The organism is Photorhabdus asymbiotica (assembly GCF_003634575.1).
GTDB classification, from domain to species: Bacteria; Pseudomonadota; Gammaproteobacteria; order Enterobacterales; family Enterobacteriaceae; genus Photorhabdus; species Photorhabdus asymbiotica.
The window spans coordinates 454,752-476,582 of the sequence record NZ_RBLJ01000004.1 but is presented as its reverse complement, the minus strand read 5'-3'; the positions used below and the strand labels follow the sequence as shown (position 1 = coordinate 476,582).

Genomic DNA, 21,831 nt, shown 5'->3' with positions numbered 1-21,831 from the left:
ATGAGTGACAATATTCTTTCACAGGCAGAGATTGATGCTCTGCTCAATGGCGACAGTGTCAGTGACGACACAGAAAATACTGCATCCCGGGAAAATGAGGTTCGTCCTTATGATCCTAATACACAACGCCGAGTTGTCCGGGAACGCCTGCAAGCACTGGAAATTATTAATGAACGCTTTGCCCGTCATTTCAGGATGGGGTTGTTTAACATGCTCCGCCGGAGTCCTGATATTACGGTTGGAGCAATAAAAATCCAGCCTTATCATGAATTTGCTCGTAATCTGGCGGTACCGACCAACCTTAATCTGGTTCACCTGAAACCATTACGAGGAACAGCGCTGTTTGCATTTGCGCCAAGTCTGGTTTATATCGCCGTAGATAACCTGTTTGGTGGTGATGGGCGCTTCCCGACCAAAGTAGAAGGCCGCGAATTCACAAATACTGAGCAACGGGTGATTAACCGGATGTTACGGATGGCGTTGGATTCCTATCGTGATGCGTGGGATTCCATTTTCAAAATCGAAGTGGAATATGTGCGCTCTGAAATGCAGGTGAAATTCACCAACATCACCACATCACCGAACGATATTGTTGTTACAACACCGTTTCAGGTGGAAATCGGGGCACTGAGTGGTGAATTTAACATCTGTATTCCATTTGCCATGATCGAACCATTACGGGAACGATTGACCAACCCACCGCTGGAGAATGTCCGGCAGGAAGACAGTCTGTGGCGAGAAAGCCTGGTAAAACAGGTTCAGCACTCAGAACTGGAACTGGTCGCTAATTTTGTAGATATCCCGCTGAGATTGTCAAAAATCCTGCAACTTCAGCCGGGAGATATACTGCCTATTGATAAACCCGAACGCCTGATCGTTCACGTTGACGGTGTGCCGGTGCTCACCAGCCAGTACGGAACATTAAACGGGCAATATGCCCTGCGTGTCGAACATCTTATTAACCCTGTTTTAAATGCTCTGGATGAGGAACAGCCCAATGAGTGATGCTAAGCAACCCACAGATACCGCTGCAACCGGATCTGCCGAAGATATGTGGGCAGAAGCTCTGGAACAACAGGCCGCGCAACAACCAACCTCTGACAGTAGCGCGGCAATTTTTGAATCTCTGGAGCCTCAGGATGCACTGGCTCATTTATCAGATATTGACCTGATTTTGGATATTCCGGTCAAATTATCCGTAGAGCTGGGCCGGACAAAAATGACTATCAAACAACTACTGAGATTATCTCAAGGCTCAGTCGTTTCTCTTGATGGTCTTGCCGGGGAACCGTTGGATATTTTAATCAACGGATACCTGATTGCTCAGGGTGAAGTGGTGGTTGTATCGGATAAATACGGCATCCGTATCACCGATATCATTACACCTTCTGAACGTATGCGTCGCCTGAGTCGCTAACATGGCTTTCCAGCCTTCTCTTCATCATGGCGCGACAGAACCTGTCGCGCAAACCCAGGCTGTGACTCAGGTAGCAACCTCCACCCCACTTCCCGCTGGTCAAACATTGATGCAAGTCAGCAGTGCGCTGGCGGGGGTTTTGCTGTTAATTTTCACCATTACCTGGTTAATACGTCGTATGGGGATAATTCCCGGCAAAGGAAAAACTCAGCAACATCTTAATATCAAAGCCAGCTGCTCTCTTGGGCAACGTGAACGTGTCGTTATTGTCGAAGTTGAAAATGACTGGTTGGTATTGGGTGTTACTGCCCAGCAAATTAATTTGTTACATCAAATGCCAATACCTGAATCCAGCCGTAATAACCCCGAAGAACAAGCCGTAAAACCAGCACTGTTTGGTCAGATTTTAAAAAACACGTTGATGCGCCAAGGCAAGGATGATGAAAAAAAGTAGTTCTTTCTTTATGACCAACCCTAAATTTGCGTTGTCATGCCGCCTGGCGATTACGCTTACCGCGCTTATTTTACCCATGGATGCCGCGGCACAATTGCCAGGGATTATTAGTCAACCACTCGCTAATGGTGGACAAAGCTGGTCACTGCCGGTTCAGACTTTAGTTTTTATTACCGCACTGGGTTTTATTCCCGCGGCTTTGCTCATGATGACCAGTTTTACCCGTATTATTATCGTATTGGGTTTACTGCGTAATGCTTTAGGCACTCCATCGGCACCACCTAATCAGGTTTTACTCGGGCTGGCTCTATTTATGACATTTTTCATCATGTCGCCAGTTTTCGATAAAGTTTATCAAGATGCTTATCTGCCTTTTAGTGAAGATAAAATCAGCCTAGAAACCGCTTTAGAAAATGGCGCTAAACCATTGCGGCAATTTATGTTACGTCAGACAAGAGAAAATGATTTAGCTCTGTTTGCTCGTCTTGCTGATCAACCGCCGTTTGAAACAGCGGATTCCGTTCCTATGCGCGTCCTGATGCCAGCATTTATTACCAGCGAATTGAAAACAGCTTTCCAGATTGGTTTCACTTTGTTTATCCCATTTCTGATTATTGACTTGGTAGTCGCCAGTGTCTTGATGGCATTGGGGATGATGATGGTGCCCCCTGCCACTATCTCATTGCCCTTTAAACTTATGTTGTTTGTATTAGTTGACGGTTGGCAATTATTACTAGGCTCTCTGGCACAAAGTTTCTACGGTTGATCTAACAAGAGATAAATATCATGACTCCTGAATCGGTAATGGCATTGGGCACAGAAGCAATGGAAGTCGCACTGGCGCTGGCGGCACCGTTACTTTTATCGGCTTTATTATGTGGTTTAATCGTGAGCTTATTACAAGCTGCAACACAGGTTAACGAAATGACGCTGTCATTTATCCCCAAGATTCTGGCGGTATTTGTCACAACGGTTATCGCGGGTCCCTGGATGCTGAATTTATTTCTGGATTACATGCGAGAACTCTACAGCAACATACCCGCGATAATTGGCTGATTATGATCTCCTTTGATAGTGCAATGCTGAGCCAGTTTGTCAGTGAGTTTTTTTGGCCGCTGGTTCGGGTACTTGCGTTGTTCAGTACTGCGCCATTATTCAGTGAAAAACAGGCAACTAAGAAAGTCAGAATCGGGCTGGCCGTGATGGTAACGCTGCTCTTGATGCCAAACCTGCAACCGGCCCAAATCCCCATCTTCTCTGTTGCGGCATTTTGGGTGATAGTCCAGCAAATCCTGATTGGTGCATCACTTGGCCTGACTATGCAAATTGCTTTCTCCGCTGTGCGTCATGCAGGTGAAATAATTGGTTTACAAATGGGCCTCTCATTCGCGACCTTTTTTGACCCTTCCGGTGGCCCCAATATGCCCATTCTGGCGCGAATTTTTAACTTATTAACTTTACTTTTGTTTTTGGCTTTTGACGGTCATCTGTGGCTATTATCAATTCTGGCGGATACATTCCAAGTTATTCCAGTACAACCCTTACAACTCAATGCACAAGGATTTTTTCTTTTGGCACAAAGTGCCAGCATGATATTTATCAACGGCATGATGTTGGCTTTACCATTAATCACGCTATTATTGACATTGAATTTATCATTGGGGATTTTAAACCGGATGACACCACAACTTTCTATCTTTGTGGTTGGTTTTCCGTTAACGCTCACCACCGGTATATTAGTACTCACGCTTTTAATCCCCATGTTAGCACCATTTAGTGAGCGTATGTTCAGTGAATTATTTAATCGATTGGCGATAATTATCAGTGGAATGGTTATTTAAAAGCATTTTTTAAACCAGAATTGGTTTAAAAAAGAATAAGTATTATATACTGCATAAATCGTGCGGTTTAATGTTGTAAAATTTTATCGACAAGCAAGAGAAAAATGTATTTTAGCATTTTAGCATTTTAGCATTTTAGCATTTTAGCATTTTAGCATTTTAGCATTTTAGCATTTTAGCATTTTAGCATTTTAGCATTTTAGCATTTTAGCATTTTAGCATTTTAGCATTTTAGCATTTTAGCATTTTAGCATTTTAGCATTTTAGCATTTTAGCATTTTAGCATTTTAGCATTTTAGCATTTTAGCATTTTAGCATTTTAGCATTTTAGCATTTTAGCATTTTAGCATTTTAGCATTTTAGCATTTTAGCATTTTAGTATTTTAGTATTTTAGTATTTTAGTATTTTAGTATTTTAGTATTTTAGTATTTTAGTATTTTAGTATTTTAGTATTTTAGTATTTTAGTATTTTAGTATTTTAGTATTTTAGTATTTTAGTATTTTAGTATTTTAGTATTTTAGTATTTTAGTATTTTAGTATTTTAGTATTTTTAACTTGGTTATTCCGTTTTATTTCCGAGTATTAACTATACCCTTCATCTTTCAAGTTGCTGCTTTGTTGGCTGCTTTCACGCCCCCCAGTCACATCGTTATCTATGTTCCTGGGGATGCATTCATTTGCCACCGCGCTGCAAATTGAAATCTATTGGGTATAAATAGTTTAATTTTGTACAGTGAACTTTCCGAGGCAATGGCCCCTAATATGGTTACACATCAATCATAGCCCATGCCCTGATAACCCCAATGTGACCTAAGACACCATTATGACGTGGATAAAGTCCAGTGAAATGACCATATCAAAACCCGACATGACCCGGTATCTTAATCTGTTTTTATATTTCTAATTATGTTAATGATATGTGAATTAATTTAATGAAATAAGGAAGGGGTAATGAGACGAAAAACGGGATTTTTCTTTGATGAACATTGTTTTTGGCATAGTACTGGTATGCATATAACGACTCTGCCTGTCGGTGGTTGGGTTCAGCCTCCTTCTGGAACTGCACATGCTGAATCGCCAGAAACAAAAAGGCGGTTGAAAAATTTGATGGATGTATCAGGCTTGAGCCACTCTTTGCACCTTTCTTCGGCATCGACTATTGATGAGCAAACACTACGTAAAATTCATCCTGAAAAGTACCTGAAGGAGTTTAAGCAAATCAGTGATAATGGTGGAGGAATGCTTGGTATAGAAGCCCCCCTGGGACCAGGAAGCTATGAAATTGCCAAACTCTCAGCTAGCCTTGCTTGTGCTGCGGTGGAAACAGTACTTAGCGGTGAGCTTGATAATGCTTACAGCCTTTCTCGACCACCAGGTCATCACTGTTTGCCTGATAAATCCATGGGATTTTGCTTTCTAGCAAATATCCCATTGGCAATTGAACAGGCAAAAGCACGTTTTGATTTAAAACGAGTTGCGGTCATTGATTGGGATGTTCACCACGGTAATGGTACTCAGCATATTTATTGGAATCGTTCTGATGTTTTGACTATCTCGATACATCAGGATGGTTGTTTCCCTCCAGGATATAGCGGTGAAGATGATATCGGGGAAGGTGAAGGGACAGGTTATAACCTGAATATCCCATTACTTGCTGGAGCTGGACATAATAGCTATATCTATGCAATGACACAGATAGTACTTCCTGCGCTTAAACGTTTTAAACCGGAACTGATTATTGTTGCCTGTGGCTATGATGCGAATGCGGTAGATCCTTTGGCAAGGATGCAGCTCCATAGTGAAAGTTTTCGGGAGATGACCCAGCTAGTGCAACAGACAGCAGATAGTTTATGCGACGGAAAACTCGTCGTTGTTCATGAAGGCGGGTATGCAGAATCTTATGTACCATTCTGTGGGTTGGCTGTACTTGAACAGATGAGTGGCATTCGTACTAAAGTCAAAGATCCAATGTTAGATTTTATACGCTTGCAGCAGCCAAGAGCTGAGTTTGAGCTATTTCAACAACAGCAGCTTGATAAACTTAAAGAAAAATTTGGTCTTTAAACTTTATTGCGTAGGTTTGCTCCACATAGCTTGGGAGCAAACCTGCAAGGCTAATAACACATTTCCCCAAGAAGTTTCACCCTCCTAGCATATCAGCTTAAATTAACTTAAAAAACTTGATTATTTTTAGTGTAGGGTTGTAAGCCAGAATTGTCCAAAATTTTGTTAGCCTAACGTAAGACATTGAATCATAGCATCTAGGTCAATTTCTTTCTCTTCCCGTTCCATTGCACCAGAAACCCCTACTATTAAAATTAAAAAAATTTGAATGCCGTATCTCAAAAATAAAATTATTTATAGAATAAACATAACCGGTAGATTCAAATAATAAATTCATAGGACAAAATTTTTATTTTGACATTTATCCAATACCTATGGTCATTTAGAATGATTTCTTTTGATTTTAGTTTAAATAAATTTTCATCTCATTATGAAAACAAATTAAAACATCTGAAAATCATAATATTGAGTTTATTTTTTAATCCATAGAATATTCAGCCGTGTATTAAAAGTTTATTGTATTAAGCATGAATTACATTTCCTTGCTATTTTAGCATTATGTTTAATTATTTTTTTACCCACCTATTATTTTAGAGATAATCAAACAGAAAACTAAAGTACCCGTTGTTTTCAAGCCACACAAACTTAACCATTCTTTGTAAATTATCAACCAATTAGATTGTCAGTTTAATCCAACCCAAACAAATTTCTCCAATATATTGCATGATATTCATAATTCTGTTCAGATTAATTAAACTCGATTTTGTCTCTTGACTGCAAAGATATTCAAGTACTGTATACCCTATGGATTTCAAGATGCATCACGACGGCAAGGGAGCAAATCCCCGGGAGCATATACCCAATAGATTTCAAGTTGCAGCGCGGCGGCAAGTGAACGAATCCCCAGGAGCATAGATAACTATGTGACTGGGGTGAGTGAAAGCAGCCAACAAAGCAGCAACTTGAAGGATGAAGGGTATAGATAACTCTTGACCGGGGTGAGTAAGTTCAGCCAACAAAGAGGCAACTTGAAAGATGACAGGTATATTTCATAATACAACAGAATTGGTTCTTAATCCTATCTGCTAAATGTAGCTTGCACCACATTATTCTAACTGTATAAACTCAGCTTTGAGATTTCTGAAAATAGGTCGCGCTAATGCTTATTGTCGTGACCTATTATTGGCGCTTCTGGTATAATTTCTGACAGTTGTACGTGTGAAGAGGCTTATTTTTATGACTTTTCGTACTCCTATCTTATTACTATTTACACCTATGTATTATGTATATCGACCTAAAAGATACATTGTCACATTATTTTCTTGATCTATCTTTCTGATAAATTTTCCTCTATAGGTAGCCAACTGTCTTTCTGTTTAATTACTATCAAATCCTACGCACTCAGTATTAACTGCAAAAAACAGTTAATACTGAGTTATTTAAAACAAACCATAGTTATCTTGAAATCACCACTTTTCCATTGATTAAAGAGAAAAATGGGCTAAATGTGCGGCCATTTTCACCATTCCTATCTCTAATTAATAATGGAGATGGTGATCCATGTGCGACTTCAAATCGGAATAGTCGGCTATCCATATAACGTATCAGTTTATATTTTTTCCAATCTATCGGTACAGCCTGATAACCGTTATCAAAATCTCGCTTAAAATCGAAAGAATCAAAATAACTTTGTTCTGTGCTGTTATTGGCCTGTGCATGTTCATGCAACATTAATTTGGCTGCCGATTGTAAAGCGGCTAAATCTCTATTTTTCATTATTTGCCAGATATCTTCATAGGCTTTTTTAACTAACTCTGTGCTTGCTACCGTCTCCGGCAAGGGAGTAGCTGTAGTCCAGGCCCAAATAGGTAGATCATTTAATGTCACTGTCCGTTCCGTATGATAATAAAACTCACTAGAGTATTCTTTCGTCATAATCTTACTGGACTGTGCAGTATCGATATTAGAATTAACAGACTGCTTACTATCAGGTTCCAATGTGCCGTCCTTATCTACCACTCTGGTAATAATATTCGTGATTTCATCGGAATCGTAGGGAGTCACCTTAACCAGACGAACCTTGCATTTTGCATCTTTTTCTTTATAAATATATTTATCATCCCGGGCACTTAATGGCCCTATATCAAGACTGAGAATGTTTTTACCATTTTGTAATAGCGGGGCAATGTTATATCCGGTTGATATAGTGCCAAATATAGAGCTAAAGTTATCTAAGGTAGTGATTCCATTAACCTTAAATCTACAAAGTACCCTATTAGTTTCTAAGTAGCTAATATATTTAACTTTATCCATAGTATTTTCTCCATAAGTTGATAATGAAAATAAGGCCATAAAAAATAGAAAAAATTTCTTCATTACGATAACCTCAATTTGTATGTCGACTTTTCTTTTGGCAGTTTCGGATATACCTCCCATTTTTCTCGTTTTTTATTACCACTTTTTTGACTAAAACTATCTTCTTTATTTTCAGATGGTGCTACTCCCACCCCAAACTCCACATAATAGCTAGCAGTAATCCCTTCATGGAAAAACACCAGATATAACCCCTTATCCTGCTTATCCAGTTCAAAGCATCCTTGTGCCTCAATATCTGCATCAGCTTTAAAATACCCCTCCACCAGATAATATTTAAACCCCGCCTGAATATTGGTTTCCGCCTTAATAGCTAATGTACCTTTAACCAGATCCCCCAGCTCGAATTCCATTTCATGCGCTTCATTGCTGGCATATTTAAACGCTAAGTTTAACGCCCCTTCCAACACCATATCTAATTGTGCCCCCAGATAAGCCCCATTCCGCCCTTCTTCCACCACCTCCTTGCCTTTTAATCCCTGTTCCCGAATTAACTTAATTAATTTCTCAACACCGAATTGCGTGGCAAATGCCTCAATTAAATCCAGTCGCAGTTTTATCCCTATCAGCGGTGCTAACTCCACCTCAATGGCATGCTCAAAATAAGCCGCATTCCCATGCGTGGCATTCACCAGTTTACTGTCGCCGCCTAATTTTATTTCCGGGGTCTGAATTTCCGTTTTCAGCAGTTTTATTTCCTGACTGCCTTCACTGGAAAACAGTTTTTGCACGGTCTCAATCGCCTGACTGCTTTTATTCAATACACCCAGTTTATTCCGTTTTTCTTTAAATTCCTTTTCCAGTTCACGGGTCAGCGTACGCGAATAAGGGCCCAGGGTGTAAGCAAAACTCCCTTCGAGATTTAATGTGTCAGTTAATTCATAACCCGCCGTGTGTTTATGCCAGTTTTGACCCGGCCTTTTCGCATGCGGATTGGCCTTCTTTCTTTTCTCCAGCGCTTCCGCTTTTCTTTCTTCCGCGCTTCTTTCCCGGATTTCCTGTTCCGCCCCAATGGTCACATCAATCATCCATTCATATTGCGGCAAAACATGAATTGTCGTATCAAGGGCATCCACCGTTCCCAATAATAATGCCTTCACTTTATCGTCCGGCAAGGGAAATGAACGCCGGGCAAAGGGCTGGCCGTAACATTGCGTGAGGGTAAGAATATAATCTGTCCGCGGTAAATGATTCAGCTCCCCCCGCTGAAATAATGACGACGCAATAAAACCCAGTGGATCATTTTCTATCAAATCGACCAGCAGGTTATCACGGGCAAAACTCACTTTATAATCCGTGCCCGGCCCCGCCATCGGATTCTTACCCAATTCATAAAATTGAAACGCCGCATTATCCGGGCTATAAAAAATCGCCCGGGGACATTGGGCATTTTCAGTGATACACCGTTTTCCCACCAGTGAAATAGTCACCGGGATACCACCGGTTTCATCAACCACCCAAATATCCCCGATCGGTTCAATCTGGTTATAATTGAAAACCCGTTTACCGACTTTTAACACTAATTTGTGAATACAAGGGTCCGGGATTTTACAATCACAAACCGCACTGCGCATATTAACTGAAAGCATCGTTTTTCTTTTCCCTCAGTATTAACTGCAAAAAACAGTTAATACTGAGTTAGTTAAAACAAACCATAGTTATCTTGAAATCACCACTTTTCCATTGATTAAAGAGAAAAGAGGGTTAAACGTAAATCCATCTTCACTATTATTTTTATCCTCAATTAACAGTGGAGATTGTATCCCATCTTCAACTTCAAACCGGAATAACCGGCCACCCATATAGCGCACTAATTTATATTTACTCCAATCTATCGGTACTGCATAATAACCTTTATCGAAGTAATGTTTAAAATCCAGCGAATCAAAATCGATTTGCTCAGTACTATTATTCGCCTGAGCTTCCTCATGCAACGTTAACTGATAAGCTGTTTTTAATGCTATTAAATCCTGGTTTTTCAACATTTGCCAAATATCTTCATAGGCTTTTTTAACCAGTTCAGTACTTGTCGCCGTTTCCGGTAAAGGGGTAGCCATAGTCCAGGCCCAAACAGGGAGGTCATTTAATATAATCTCCCGTTCTGTATGAAAATAAAATTCATTAGGGTACTCTTTCGTCGTAATCTTACTGGATTGTGCAGTATCGATATTAAAATTAACGGACTGCTCACTATCAGGTACCAATGTGCCGTTCTTATCTATCGCTCTGGTAATAATATTAGTGATTTCCTCAGAATCGTGAGGAGTTACCTTAACCAGGCGAACCTTGCATTCTGCATCTTTTTCTTTATAAACATATTTATTCTCCCGAGCACTTAATGGCCCCATATCAAGACTGAGAATATTTTTACCATTTTGCAATAGTGGAGCTATATTATAACCTGTCGATATCGTGCCAAATCTTGAATCAAAATTATCTAATATAAATATCCCATTTACTTTTAACATACAGAGTGCTTGTTTTGTTTCTAAGTAACTAATATATTTAGCTTTATCCATTTTATTTTCCCCATAAGCGGATAATGATAACGAAAATAACGTCATAAAGAATAAGAAAACTCTTTTCATCGTGATAACCTCAATTTATATGTCGATTTTTCTTTTGGTAACCTCGGATATATCTCCCATTTTTCTTGTTTTTTATTACTACTATTCTGATTAAATTTACTACTTTTAGTTTTTGATCTACCTTTCCCCACCCCAAACTCCACATAATAGCTAGCAGTAATCCCTTCATGGAAAAACACCAGATATAACCCCTTATCCTGCTTATCCAGTTCAAAGCATCCCTGTGCCTCAATATCTGCATCAGCCTTAAAATACCCCTCCACCAGATAATATTTAAACCCCGCCTGAATATTAGTTTCCGCCTTAATAGCTAATGTACCTTTAACCAGATCCCCCAGCTCGAATTCCATTTCATGCGCTTCATTGCTGGCATATTTAAACGCTAAGTTTAACGCCCCTTCCAACACCATATCTAATTGTGCCCTCAGATAAAGCAGGTTATCGCGGGAAAAACTAATTTTATAATCCGTGCCCGACCCCGCCATCGGATTTTTACCCAATTCATAAAATTGAAACGCCGCATTATCCGGGCTATAAAAAATCGCCCAGGGACATTGGGCATTTTCTGTGATACATCGTTTTCCCACCAGTGAAATAACCACCGGGATACCGCCGGTTTCATCAACCACCCAAATATCCCCGATCGGTTCAATCTGGTTATAATTGAAAACCCGTTTACCGACTTTTAACACTAATTTGTGAATACAAGGGTCCGGGATTTTACAATCACAAACCGCACTGCGCATATTAACTGAAAGCATCGTTTTTCTTCTCCCTCAGTATTAACTGCAAAAAACAGTTAATACTGAGTTATTTAAAACAAACCATAGTTATCTTGAAATCACCACTTTTCCATTGATTAAAGAGAAATAGGGGCTAAATGTGCGACCATTTTCACCATTCCTATCTCTAATTAATAATGGCGAATCATTACTATCTTCAATTTCAAACCTGAATAACCGGCCCCCCAGATAACGCACCAGCTTATATTTTCTCCAGTCTATCGGTATGGCCTGATAACCGCCGTCAAAATTTTCCTTGAAGTCTAAAGAATCAAAATAACTTTGTTCTGTACTATCATTAGCCAGCGCATGTTCATACAACATTAATTTAGCCGCCGACTGTAATGCCGCTAAATCTTTGTTTTTCATTATCTGCCAGATATCTTCATAGGCTTTTTTAACCAACTCCCTGCTTGCTTCTGTTTTCGGCAAAGGGGTAGCCGTCGTCCAGGCCCAAGCAGGCAAATCATTTAATGTTACCGTCCGCTCCGTATGATAATAAAACTCATCAGGGTATTCTTGCGTAGCAATTCTACTGGATTGTGCAGTATCAATATTAAAATTAATAGACTGCATACTGTTAGGTCTCAGTATTCCATCTTTATCTGCTACCTTGGTGATAATATTCGTAATTTCCTTGGAATCGTAGGGAGTCACCCTCACTAATCGAACCTTACATTCTGCATCTTTTTCTTTATAAACATATTTATCATCCCGAGCACTTAATGGCCCCATATTAAGGCTGATAACATTTTTACCGTTTTGTAATATCACTGCAATATTATAGCCAGTTGATATAGTACCGTTAATCGAGCCAAAATTACTTAAAGTATAGATCCCATTGACTGTGAGTACACAAAATGCCTGATTTGTTTCTAAATAAGCAATATATTTAACTTTATCCATTGTATTTTCTCCATAAGTTGATAGTGAAAATAAGGTCATAGAAAATAAGAAAAATTTTTTCATTCCGATAACCTCAGTTTGTATGTCGACTTTTCTTTTGGTAACCTCGGATATATCTCCCATTTTTTTTGTTTTTTGTTATCCACTTTGCTCCCTTTTATAATAGATTTACCATTATTTTCAGATGGTACTAATCCTACCCCAAACTCCACATAATAACTGGCCGTAATCCCTTCATGGAAAAACACCAGATATAACCCCTTATCCTGCTTATCCAGTTCAAAGCATCCTTGTGCCTCAATATCTGCATCAGCCTTAAAATACCCCTCCACCAGATAATATCTAAACCCCGCCTGAATATTAGTTTCCGCCTTAATAGCTAATGTACCTTTAACCAGATCCCCCAGCTCGAATTCCATTTCATGCGCTTCATTGCTGGCATATTTAAACGCTAAGTTTAACGCCCCTTCCAACACCATATCTAATTGTGCCCCCAGATAAGCCCCATTCCGCCCTTCTTCCACCGCCTCCTTGCCTTTTAATCCCTGTTCCCGAATTAACTTAATTAATTTCTCAACACCAAATTGCGTGGCAAATGCCCCAATTAAATCCAGTCGCAGTTTTATCCCTATCAGCGGTGCTAACTCCACCTCAATGGCATGCTCAAAATAAGCCGCATTCCCATGCGTGGCATTCACCAGTTTACTGCCGCCGCCTAATTTTATTTCCGGGGTCTGAATTTCCGTTTTCAGCAGTTTTATTTCCTGACTGCCTTCACTGGAAAACAGTTTTTGCACGGTCTCAATCGCCTGACTGCTTTTATTCAATACACCCAGTTTATTGCGTTTTTCTTTAAATTCCTTTTCCAGTTCACGGGTCAGCGTACGCGAATAAGGGCCCAGGGTGTAAGCAAAACTCCCTTCGAGATTTAATGTGTCAGTTAATTCATAACCCGCCGTGTGTTTATGCCAGTTCTGACCCGGCCTTTTCGCATGCGGATTGGCCTTCTTTCTTTTCTCCAGCGCTTCCGCTTTTCTTTCTTCCGCGCTTCTTTCCCGGATTTCCTGTTCCGCCCCAATGGTCACATCAATCATCCATTCATATTGCGGCAAAACATGAATTGTCGTATCAAGGGCATCCACCGTTCCCAATAATAATGCCTTCACTTTATCGTCCGGCAAGGGAAATGAACGCCGGGCAAAGGGCTGGCCGTAACATTGCGTGAGGGTAAGAATATAATCTGTCCGCGGTAAATGATTCAGCTCCCCCCGCTGAAATAATGACGACGCAATAAAACCCAGCGGATCATTTTCTATCAAATCGACCAGCAGGTTATCACGGGAAAAACTCACTTTATAATCCGTGCCCGACCCCGCCATCGGATTTTTACCCAATTCATAAAATTGAAACGCCGCATTATCCGGGCTATAAAAAATCGCCCGGGGACATTGGGCATTTTCAGTGATACACCGTTTTCCCACCAGTGAAATAGTCACCGGGATACCGCCGGTTTCATCAACCACCCAAATATCCCCGATCGGTTCAATCTGGTTATAATTGAAAACCCGTTTACCGACTTTTAACACTAATTTGTGAATACAAGGGTCCGGGATTTTACAATCACAAACCGCACTGCGCATATTAACTGAAAGCATCGTTTTTCTTCTCCCTCAGTATTAACTGCAAAAAACAGTTAATACTGAGTTATTTAAAACAAACCATAGTTATCTTGAAATCACCACTTTTCCATTGATTAAAGAGAAATAGGGGCTAAATGTGCGACCATTTTCACCATTCCTATCTCTAATTAATAATGGAGATGGTGATCCATGTGCGACTTCAAACCGAAATAATCGTCCTCCCATATAGCGCATTAATTTATATTTTTTCCAATCTATCGGCACTGCCTGATAACCATTATCAAAATCTTCCTTAAAGTCCAGAGAATCAAAATAACCTTGCTCTGTACTATTATCAGCCTGTGCATGTTCATATAACATTAATTTGGCTGCCGATTGTAAAGCGGCTAAATCTTTATTTTTCATTATTTGCCAGACATCCTCATAAGCTTTTTTGACCAGTTCAGTACTTGCTTTCGTTTCCGGCAAAGGGGTAGCTGTAGTCCAGGCCCAAATAGGTAGATCATTTAATGTCACTGTTCGCTCGGCGTAATAAATACCCTCATCCTTGAGATTCTTTTCCGTAACTTTACTATACTGCGCAGTATCGGTATTAAAATTAACGGATTTCATACTATTAGGCTCTGCTATACCATTTTTATCGGCCACACTGGCGATAATATTCGTAATTTCATCCGACTGGTAAGGTGTCACTCTTACCAGTCGAACTTTACATTCCGCATCCTTATCTTTATAAATGTACCCCTCTTCTGCATCACTAAATGGTGCCATTTCGATATAGATAGTATTTTTACCATTTTGTAACAATGGTGCAACATTGTATCCAGTTGATATAGTACCAGTCATTGAATTGAGGTTACTTAATGTATACATCCCATTAACCCTAAGGACACACCGTGCCCGATTAGTTTCTAAATAAGTAATATATTTGACTTTATCCATTGTTTTATCCCCATATGCCGATAATGAAAATAATGCCATAAAGAATAAGAAAGATTTTTTCATTACGATAACCTCAGTTTGTATGTTGACTTCTCCTTTGACAATTTTGGATATATTTCCCATTTTTTTTGTTTCTTATCATCCCTTTTACTATTTTGTTTAGAAGATTCATTACTATTCTCAGATGGTGAAACACCTGCTCCAAACTCCACATAATAGCTAGCAGTAATCCCTTCATGGAAAAACACCAGATATAACCCCTTATCCTGCTTATCCAGTTCAAAGCATCCCTGTGCCTCAATATCTGCATCAGCCTTAAAATACCCCTCCACCAGATAATATTTAAACCCCGCCTGAATATTAGTTTCCGCCTTAATAGCTAATGTACCTTTAACCAGATCCCCCAACTCGAATTCCATTTCATGCGCTTCATTGCTGGCATATTTAAACGCTAAGTTTAACGCCCCTTCCAACACCATATCTAATTGTGCCCCCAGATAAGCCCCATTCCGCCCTTCTTCCACCGCCTCCTTGCCTTTTAATCCCTGCTCCCGAATTAACTTAATTAATTTCTCAACACCGAATTGCGTGGCAAATGCCTCAATTAAATCCAGTCGCAGTTTTATCCCTATCAGCGGTGCTAACTCCACCTCAATGGCATGCTCAAAATAAGCCGCATTCCCATGCGTGGCATTCACCAGTTTACTGCCGCCGCCTAATTTTATTTCCGGGGTCTGAATTTCCGTTTTCAGCAGTTTTATTTCCTGACTGCCTTCACTGGAAAACAGTTTTTGCACGGTCTCAATCGCCTGACTGCTTTTATTCAATACACCCAGTTTATTGCGTTTTTCTTTAAATTCCTTTTCCAGTTCACGGGTCAGCGTGCGCGAATAAGGGCCCAGGGTGTAAGCAAAACTCCCTTCGAGATTTAATGTATTTGTTAATTCATAACCCGCCGTGTGTTTATGCCAGTTTTGACCCGGCCTTTTCGCATGCGGATTAGCCTTCTTTCTTTTCTCCAGCGCTTCCGTTTTTCTTTCTTCCGCGCTTCTTTCCCGGATTTCCTGTTCCGCCCCAATGGTCACATCAATCATCCATTCATATTGCGGCAAAACATGAATTGTCGTATCAAGGGCATCCACCATTCCCAATAATAATGCCTTCACTTTATCGTCCGGCAAGGGAAATGAACGCCGGGCAAAGGGCTGGCCGTAACATTGCGTGAGGGTAAGAATATAATCTGTCCGCGGTAAATGATTCAGCTCCCCCCGCTGAAATAATGACGACGCAATAAAACCCAGCGGATCATTTTCTATCAAATCGACCAGCAGGTTATCACGGGAAAAACTCACTTTATAATCCGTGCCCGACCCCGCCATCGGATTTTTACCCAATTCATAAAATTGAAACGCCGCATTATCCGGGCTATAAAAAATCGCCCGGGGACATTGGGCATTTTCAGTGATACACCGTTTTCCCACCAGTGAAATAGTCACCGGGATACCGCCGGTTTCATCAACCACCCAAATATCCCCGATCGGTTCAATCTGGTTATAATTGAAAACCCGTTTACCGACTTTTAACACTAATTTATGAATACAAGGGTCCGGGATTTTACAATCACAAACCGCACTGCGCATATTAACTGAAAGCATGTTTTTTCCTTAGCCAATATTAACACTACCACCACCAATCATTATTCCACCGCAACTCACCGCATCACCGGTTCTCGCAGCAGGTTTACCATCAACAAAAACGGTGCTGGAGCCACCAGCAATGATTCTTGAATGAGATGAATGTGGCGCCAAAATGTCGCCCTGACGAGCCAAAGGAATACCATCAACGTTTACACTGGGCGATCCCGAAATAACCGGCGTTGCTTTACAATCACCATGCTCCGTACCAATATCACCAATCTTTACTGCATTACCCATATTTCTTGCTCCATATCTGACAGGATTAAAATAATTAGTCTTTAAAGTGGGACCAAGGGGATGATGAATCGCCTAGTTCCTGCAATAGCAATTTTTCTGCGCGTATATGTCCAGGCTCACAAATATTATTTAATATGCGTTTACAGCGTTCAGGCGCGAATTCAATAGATAGGTATCTTTGCGAGAAGAATAACTTTAATATTCCCCGAACACTGTGATCATCCGTAATACCGATATTACTTAATTCAGTAATTAGCGACCGAATATAACCTACATAATCAAACCCTTCGATAGTTTCCCATTCGATAATTAATGCCGCCAATATCTGTACATAACGTTCAACAAAAGCAGCATCAATTTTTTCCAGTTGTTCTGGCGTTATCGATAAGAGTTTTCTTTTACTGCTAGCGCCCTGCGGATATTGTTCCCTGATAGCAAGAAAATCATGGCTCTGAATATTGCCCTGATAACAGGTAGCAATTTTATCTATCGGCCCCATAAAGCAGTGAATTTCCCAGTCACTGAGTACATTAAGAAAATCCCAGATATTGCGCGGGTCATAAAACCGAAAAAATACCGGTTTGTCCTGACCAGGTAATAAGACTTGTAAATATTTACGCAAATGCCGACGTAATGTTTTCATATCCGCCTGAGTACTTAAGTAAATTCCCCAAGGCGTTTTCCATTCATCTAAATAAAGTTGGACCTTTTCTGTTACTTCCACTAAATAAGGTGCAACTTTCAGTAATTCAGGTGGTAAAGATTCATCATAAAGGCAAGTGAAAGGGGGATCAAAATGCTCCAATATCAGAGGCAGTTGGGATTCCGTTGCGGCATCAATCACCGCATAAAGTTTTTCTTTATCCATTATTGATTTTTCTCCATCGGACAATGTGCAACAAACATCGAACCAGCCTGAGCCGCACTTTGTAAAATCGCTGGATTAGTCGGTTGTAATGAGATGCCGGGACTGCCCCCCGAATTCAGGTTAATAGAAGAACCTTGGATATCTACCCCGCCGTCATGGATGACAATAAAACTATTGCCTACTTTCAGGGTAATTTTGCTCCCGCTTTTTATCGTGATGTCATCATTAGCATCAACGCTAAGTACGCCCTGTATTTTCTGTATTACATCACCTTTGACTTGCAAAGCTTTATCACCATCAACCTGATCAATATAGTCACCCGTCGTTTTATGCTCCTGTTGCCCCTCAACGGTCACTTTGCGGTTGTTGGCAATCACCAGTTCGTCATCATGTCCAATACGGGTTGTGCGGTTGTAATTAATTTGCTCATCACGGGAATTGAGCACCTGAATCGCCAGATTTTTCTGGGCGTGAATAAACACTTCCTCCTTATCTTTCTCATCTTCAAAACGCAGTTCGTTAAAACCATCTCCTTTATGGGTTTTTGAACGGATTGACATCTGAGTTTTTGCCATCGGCAGAGGGTTCGGCACGATGTTGCTGGCATGGTAGGTCCGCCCAATAATAATCGGCTGGTCCGGATCGCCATGCAAAAAAGCCACCAGCACTTCCTGACCTACCCGAGGGATAGCAATCATCCCCCAGCGCTGACCGGCCCAAGCCTGACTGACTCTGATCCAACAGGAACTCTGGTCATTAAATTTGCCATATTCGTCCCAAGCAAACTGTACCCGTACCCGCCCATATTCATCACAAAAGATTTCTTCTCCTTCCGGACCCACAACAGTCGCAATCTGCAAGCCATCAATATTCGGTTTGGGATAAGGAGAAGGACGCCATACCCGATTACAATCTCCAAAGGTGAAGTGGTTGGTTAAGGTGGTGCCTGGCTCGCCAAAACGGGATTCACCCGCCTGCGGTTGTTTACCGTAATGGCTGATTTGAATCACTTGCCAAAGAGCATTAAATTTCTCTTTCGGGTGATCAGCAAGTGTGAACCCCGCCGCCGCCGAAAGGGCGAAACAGTCACTTTTCCCTTGCCCTGACATTGCATCACAACGCAGCGCTTCCAGACGATATTGACTTATTCGCTGGCCAATCTCGTCTTTATAACGTCCGGGAAAATCATAATAATCGTAACTGCACAAATCTGAACGTTGATGATTGAGTTGGCGTTCGTGATAGTAATAGTCAGCAGTCCAGCGGGGATTTTTGAAAGTGCGATCCCGCAAAATAACACGCGCTATTCCAACTCGTTCATACCAACGAAATTGATTGATACAGCACTGGCTCCCTGTGCTATCCGATTCTGGGCGGTAAGGCAATGTACGATTGCCATTTACTCGATAAGAATCCACAAAAACAATTGATGCTGCACCCTGAGTTTGGTCGAACACAAAATAATAAAATATCCCTTCATCAGCCAATAAACGATGGAGAAACGTCAGGTCACTCTCATCATATTGCACACAAAATTCCCGTTCAGGATGCTCATAACGTAGATCACAGGTGAAGTTTATGACGCCATTCTCTTTCAGCAATATTCCGACAATATCGGTAACGGACTGATGCTGAAAAATACGGGAGTTCACCCGCAACCCTGCACGCCATAAGCCGGGATGCAGTGTCAGGGAGTAATGACTACGGTGATGGCCTATCGTGCTTTGTTCAAATTGAGTCACAATCCCGGTCACACTGCGTTCTGGTTGTCCGTCACGATAAACAGTCAGTGTTGCAGAATTATCCAGCACATCGGCAAAATCAATCTCCGGGTCAGCGCTGGTTAATGTAGCTTCCAGACTGAACAACGTTGATAGTGCTTCATTAAGGGTAAATTCAACCACCGCAAAAGTTTGCTCTGGGAGATTACCTACCGTAAGAGTAAAAACCAACCCTGAATCTGCCATTACATCCCTCCTGACTGAGTTATGTTGAGACCCAGGAAATAAAAGAAATCGCTTAAGACAATCATAATTCAACCTTATTTTACTTACATAATTACCGAATCTATTTCACCACTAGATAAATTCATCCAACTTTAATTCTGCCTTCAATTATCAACAGATCATTAGATTGATTTTTCAACATATGAACGGGAGCATAGAAAAAGAAAGGCATAATTAACTTATTTTAAATAAAATGCGAAATTTTATTCTGTTATAAGTGAGAGATTTTCACAGTATATAACAATGTAACTGGGGTGAGTGAAAGCAGCCAACAAAGCAGCAACTTGAAAGATGAAGGGTATATTTAATAAGTTATAATGAATTACAGTGATTTAATTAGTTAAAATCTCTGACCTGTTTTAGTCATAAAAAGAGAAAACCAAATTAGCACAACATCTCAAACGACAAATTCATTTATCTTATTCCTTTTACGTCACTGATAATTTTCAATATTTAACTGTTCTGGATAAGTGTTAAGTTAAATTTCACAGATAAGACAATCTGTACTATATGCATATTCATCGTCATGATAAGGAAACAATAAAATGAGAATAATATATATAAACCCTACCCAAACTTTTGAGCTTTATGCTAACGGAAATATAGTAATGCCTTCTACTCATCACCCTAACTTTACTATAAAAAACAATGGTCCAGCACTCATTAGAGCTGTAAATTACTGGTCATCTCCATTCGGAGATTACAATCAGTATACTTTTATTGATATCCAACCCGGTGAAACTAAATCTTTACAAAGGCTGCCTAACCCTGTTTATTTCTATAAAGTTGTTGTTATCAATATTAGTGGCTATCAACACGCAGAAGCTGAAGTTACTGAGTTATACCCAAGTCCACATCCGGCACTTTAAGTTTCAACAATATATTTTTAATATAGCATTTACTTTATTCAATGAAAAAAATCGCTGGCTTGAAAACCAGCGATTAAATTAAAAATGAAAACTGAATTAACGAAACATTTCAAACATCGACATGCCTTTCATATCGACAAATGTTTTATACGATGCCTGAAGTACGGCTTGCTGCTGATAATAATTCGAAATCGCCGAATTCCATTCAACGTCAACCAGTTGACTCAAACGACTTTTATTAGCCAAGCTGCGTTCTGCCCCCAGGCTATTTAAATCATCTATTTCTCTCAATTGCAAACCCAGCACTGACTCCACCGAAGAGACATTATTCAACGCATTGCGGGCACCGCGGTTTGCCTTATTCAGCAATTCCACTGCATCATCACGAGTTTTTTGATCAGCCCCTTCAAGTGGCGTTTTCAATGACTTAATCGCCATGTCTATCACTTTAAATACATCAGATTCACTGGGATTACCATCTGGCTCTTTTACCGGGTTACTCGTCGATGAGAGAAATACTTGTTCCCCGGTATGTCCGATGATCATAGCGCGGTTGCTATCCACTTTTTGCGTCAGTTCCTGATAGCCACCTTGATAACTGACCGCACCACTTTTACTTTCATCAAAAGGTTTTACATCCGTTTTATAGCCAGCAAAAATATAGCGACCATTACCATCAGTGGTGTTACCCAGGTTAACCAGTTGTTCTTTAAATCCTTCCAGTTGAATAGCCAGCGAGTTACGATCTTCATCACTTAACACACCATTTACTGTGGCTACCAAGCTTTCATGAACATTTTGCACCACCCCGACAACTTTGGATACCACGCTTAATTGCATAGACATTGAATTCTTGGCAAATGAACGAGCAGTCATATATTGCTGGTTCTGAGATTCAGCCTGAGCAACCATAACCCCTTGAGAGGCAGCCATCGGATCATCAGACGGATTTATCACCTTTTGACCACTGGATAGCTGTGCTCCTTGTTGCATCCATTTTGACTGAGCAGTCGTGATGCTAACCATTTTTTGGTCGTACAATACATTGGTACTTACGCGCACAATATTATTCCTTTTAAATATTCAGCTAAATGCCCAAGATATCTGGGTATCCTCAGGCTATTTTTTTATAAGTGACACACTTT

General features: G+C 40.4%; 20 protein-coding genes. 8 read left to right on the top strand and 12 right to left on the bottom strand.

The genetic code is table 11. From position 1 onward, the window contains the following. From fliM to BDD30_RS17885, 7 genes are all read left to right on the top strand, one after another. Complete coding sequence (fliM, locus tag BDD30_RS17915; RefSeq protein ID WP_015834757.1) at window positions 1-1,005, top strand: flagellar motor switch protein FliM; 1,005 nt, start codon at window positions 1-3, stop codon at window positions 1,003-1,005. Next, the gene (fliN, locus tag BDD30_RS17910) at window positions 998-1,417 is read left to right on the top strand and encodes a flagellar motor switch protein FliN (RefSeq protein WP_041381990.1); all 420 of its coding nucleotides are present in this window, start codon (window positions 998-1,000) and stop codon (window positions 1,415-1,417) included. Before fliM ends, fliN begins: the two co-directional genes overlap by 8 nt. A 1-nt stretch (window position 1,418) precedes the next feature. Then, complete coding sequence (gene fliO, locus BDD30_RS17905; RefSeq protein WP_015834759.1) at window positions 1,419-1,871, top strand: flagellar biosynthetic protein FliO; 453 nt, start codon at window positions 1,419-1,421, stop codon at window positions 1,869-1,871. Between the two features lie 76 nt (window positions 1,872-1,947). Then, the gene (gene fliP / locus BDD30_RS17900) at window positions 1,948-2,637 is read left to right on the top strand and encodes a flagellar type III secretion system pore protein FliP (protein ID WP_121302778.1); all 690 of its coding nucleotides are present in this window, start codon (window positions 1,948-1,950) and stop codon (window positions 2,635-2,637) included. Between the two features lie 20 nt (window positions 2,638-2,657). Further along, entirely contained in the window at window positions 2,658-2,927 is a 270-nt protein-coding gene (fliQ, locus tag BDD30_RS17895) for a flagellar biosynthesis protein FliQ (RefSeq protein WP_015834761.1), read from the top strand. Between the two features lie 2 nt (window positions 2,928-2,929). After that, window positions 2,930-3,712, top strand: a complete 783-nt coding sequence (gene fliR, locus BDD30_RS17890) for a flagellar biosynthetic protein FliR (protein ID WP_015834762.1) — start codon at window positions 2,930-2,932, stop codon at window positions 3,710-3,712. 953 nt (window positions 3,713-4,665) lie between these two features. Next, complete coding sequence (locus BDD30_RS17885; RefSeq protein ID WP_015834763.1) at window positions 4,666-5,778, top strand: class II histone deacetylase; 1,113 nt, start codon at window positions 4,666-4,668, stop codon at window positions 5,776-5,778. Between the two features lie 1,455 nt (window positions 5,779-7,233). On the opposite strand, the gene BDD30_RS17880 is transcribed toward BDD30_RS17885, so the two are convergent. The 11 genes from BDD30_RS17880 to BDD30_RS17830 all read right to left on the bottom strand — a co-directional run bounded on the left by BDD30_RS17880 (window position 7,234) and on the right by BDD30_RS17830 (window position 19,778). Next, complete coding sequence (locus BDD30_RS17880) at window positions 7,234-8,154, bottom strand: hypothetical protein (RefSeq protein ID WP_015834764.1); 921 nt, start codon at window positions 8,152-8,154, stop codon at window positions 7,234-7,236. Continuing rightward, the gene (locus tag BDD30_RS17875; protein WP_015834765.1) at window positions 8,154-9,740 is read right to left on the bottom strand and encodes a hypothetical protein; all 1,587 of its coding nucleotides are present in this window, start codon (window positions 9,738-9,740) and stop codon (window positions 8,154-8,156) included. The genes BDD30_RS17880 and BDD30_RS17875 overlap by 1 nt, the downstream gene beginning before the upstream one ends. A 69-nt stretch (window positions 9,741-9,809) precedes the next feature. Next, window positions 9,810-10,670: a hypothetical protein gene (locus tag BDD30_RS17870; protein ID WP_249039939.1), complete on the bottom strand. Its 861-nt coding sequence runs from the start codon at window positions 10,668-10,670 to the stop codon at window positions 9,810-9,812. A 65-nt stretch (window positions 10,671-10,735) separates the two neighbouring features. Next, window positions 10,736-11,500, bottom strand: a complete 765-nt coding sequence (locus BDD30_RS17865; protein WP_015834767.1) for a hypothetical protein — start codon at window positions 11,498-11,500, stop codon at window positions 10,736-10,738. A gap of 69 nt (window positions 11,501-11,569) precedes the next feature. Beyond that, complete coding sequence (locus BDD30_RS17860) at window positions 11,570-12,490, bottom strand: hypothetical protein (RefSeq protein ID WP_015834768.1); 921 nt, start codon at window positions 12,488-12,490, stop codon at window positions 11,570-11,572. After that, window positions 12,487-14,082, bottom strand: a complete 1,596-nt coding sequence (locus tag BDD30_RS17855; RefSeq protein WP_015834769.1) for a hypothetical protein — start codon at window positions 14,080-14,082, stop codon at window positions 12,487-12,489. The genes BDD30_RS17860 and BDD30_RS17855 overlap by 4 nt, the downstream gene beginning before the upstream one ends. A 69-nt stretch (window positions 14,083-14,151) precedes the next feature. Continuing rightward, window positions 14,152-15,072 carry a hypothetical protein gene (locus BDD30_RS17850; RefSeq protein WP_015834770.1) on the bottom strand — a complete coding sequence of 307 codons (921 nt, stop codon included), beginning with the start codon at window positions 15,070-15,072 and terminating at the stop codon, window positions 14,152-14,154. After that, the gene (locus BDD30_RS17845; RefSeq protein ID WP_015834771.1) at window positions 15,072-16,664 is read right to left on the bottom strand and encodes a hypothetical protein; all 1,593 of its coding nucleotides are present in this window, start codon (window positions 16,662-16,664) and stop codon (window positions 15,072-15,074) included. The genes BDD30_RS17850 and BDD30_RS17845 overlap by 1 nt, the downstream gene beginning before the upstream one ends. A 9-nt stretch (window positions 16,665-16,673) precedes the next feature. Next, entirely contained in the window at window positions 16,674-16,943 is a 270-nt protein-coding gene (locus BDD30_RS17840) for a type VI secretion system PAAR protein (protein ID WP_015834772.1), read from the bottom strand. Between the two features lie 34 nt (window positions 16,944-16,977). Beyond that, on the bottom strand, window positions 16,978-17,811 hold the full coding sequence (locus BDD30_RS17835; protein WP_015834773.1) for a DUF4123 domain-containing protein: 834 nt from the start codon (window positions 17,809-17,811) through the stop codon (window positions 16,978-16,980). Next, complete coding sequence (locus BDD30_RS17830; RefSeq protein ID WP_041381995.1) at window positions 17,811-19,778, bottom strand: type VI secretion system Vgr family protein; 1,968 nt, start codon at window positions 19,776-19,778, stop codon at window positions 17,811-17,813. The genes BDD30_RS17835 and BDD30_RS17830 overlap by 1 nt, the downstream gene beginning before the upstream one ends. A gap of 584 nt (window positions 19,779-20,362) precedes the next feature. Here BDD30_RS17830 and BDD30_RS17825 point away from each other — a divergent pair. Continuing rightward, a complete protein-coding gene (locus BDD30_RS17825) occupies window positions 20,363-20,686 on the top strand; it encodes a hypothetical protein (RefSeq protein ID WP_015834775.1) in 324 nt (107 codons plus the stop codon). A 96-nt stretch (window positions 20,687-20,782) separates the two neighbouring features. Here BDD30_RS17825 and flgL read toward each other — a convergent pair whose 3' ends face one another. After that, entirely contained in the window at window positions 20,783-21,748 is a 966-nt protein-coding gene (gene flgL / locus BDD30_RS17820; protein WP_015834776.1) for a flagellar hook-associated protein FlgL, read from the bottom strand. Between the last annotated feature and the right edge of the window lie 83 nt (window positions 21,749-21,831).

Coding starts and splice junctions, on each gene's coding strand:
- fliM (WP_015834757.1), top strand. CDS start 1: ATGAGTGACAATATTCTTTCACAGGCAGAGATTGATGCTCTGCTCAAT.
- fliN (WP_041381990.1), top strand. CDS start 998: ATGAGTGATGCTAAGCAACCCACAGATACCGCTGCAACCGGATCTGCC.
- fliO (WP_015834759.1), top strand. CDS start 1,419: ATGGCTTTCCAGCCTTCTCTTCATCATGGCGCGACAGAACCTGTCGCG.
- fliP (WP_121302778.1), top strand. CDS start 1,948: ATGGATGCCGCGGCACAATTGCCAGGGATTATTAGTCAACCACTCGCT.
- fliQ (WP_015834761.1), top strand. CDS start 2,658: ATGACTCCTGAATCGGTAATGGCATTGGGCACAGAAGCAATGGAAGTC.
- fliR (WP_015834762.1), top strand. CDS start 2,930: ATGATCTCCTTTGATAGTGCAATGCTGAGCCAGTTTGTCAGTGAGTTT.
- BDD30_RS17885 (WP_015834763.1), top strand. CDS start 4,666: ATGAGACGAAAAACGGGATTTTTCTTTGATGAACATTGTTTTTGGCAT.
- BDD30_RS17880 (WP_015834764.1), bottom strand. CDS start 8,154: ATGAAGAAATTTTTTCTATTTTTTATGGCCTTATTTTCATTATCAACT.
- BDD30_RS17875 (WP_015834765.1), bottom strand. CDS start 9,740: ATGCTTTCAGTTAATATGCGCAGTGCGGTTTGTGATTGTAAAATCCCG.
- BDD30_RS17870 (WP_249039939.1), bottom strand. CDS start 10,670: ATGGATAAAGCTAAATATATTAGTTACTTAGAAACAAAACAAGCACTC.
- BDD30_RS17865 (WP_015834767.1), bottom strand. CDS start 11,500: ATGCTTTCAGTTAATATGCGCAGTGCGGTTTGTGATTGTAAAATCCCG.
- BDD30_RS17860 (WP_015834768.1), bottom strand. CDS start 12,490: ATGAAAAAATTTTTCTTATTTTCTATGACCTTATTTTCACTATCAACT.
- BDD30_RS17855 (WP_015834769.1), bottom strand. CDS start 14,082: ATGCTTTCAGTTAATATGCGCAGTGCGGTTTGTGATTGTAAAATCCCG.
- BDD30_RS17850 (WP_015834770.1), bottom strand. CDS start 15,072: ATGAAAAAATCTTTCTTATTCTTTATGGCATTATTTTCATTATCGGCA.
- BDD30_RS17845 (WP_015834771.1), bottom strand. CDS start 16,664: ATGCTTTCAGTTAATATGCGCAGTGCGGTTTGTGATTGTAAAATCCCG.
- BDD30_RS17840 (WP_015834772.1), bottom strand. CDS start 16,943: ATGGGTAATGCAGTAAAGATTGGTGATATTGGTACGGAGCATGGTGAT.
- BDD30_RS17835 (WP_015834773.1), bottom strand. CDS start 17,811: ATGGATAAAGAAAAACTTTATGCGGTGATTGATGCCGCAACGGAATCC.
- BDD30_RS17830 (WP_041381995.1), bottom strand. CDS start 19,778: ATGGCAGATTCAGGGTTGGTTTTTACTCTTACGGTAGGTAATCTCCCA.
- BDD30_RS17825 (WP_015834775.1), top strand. CDS start 20,363: ATGAGAATAATATATATAAACCCTACCCAAACTTTTGAGCTTTATGCT.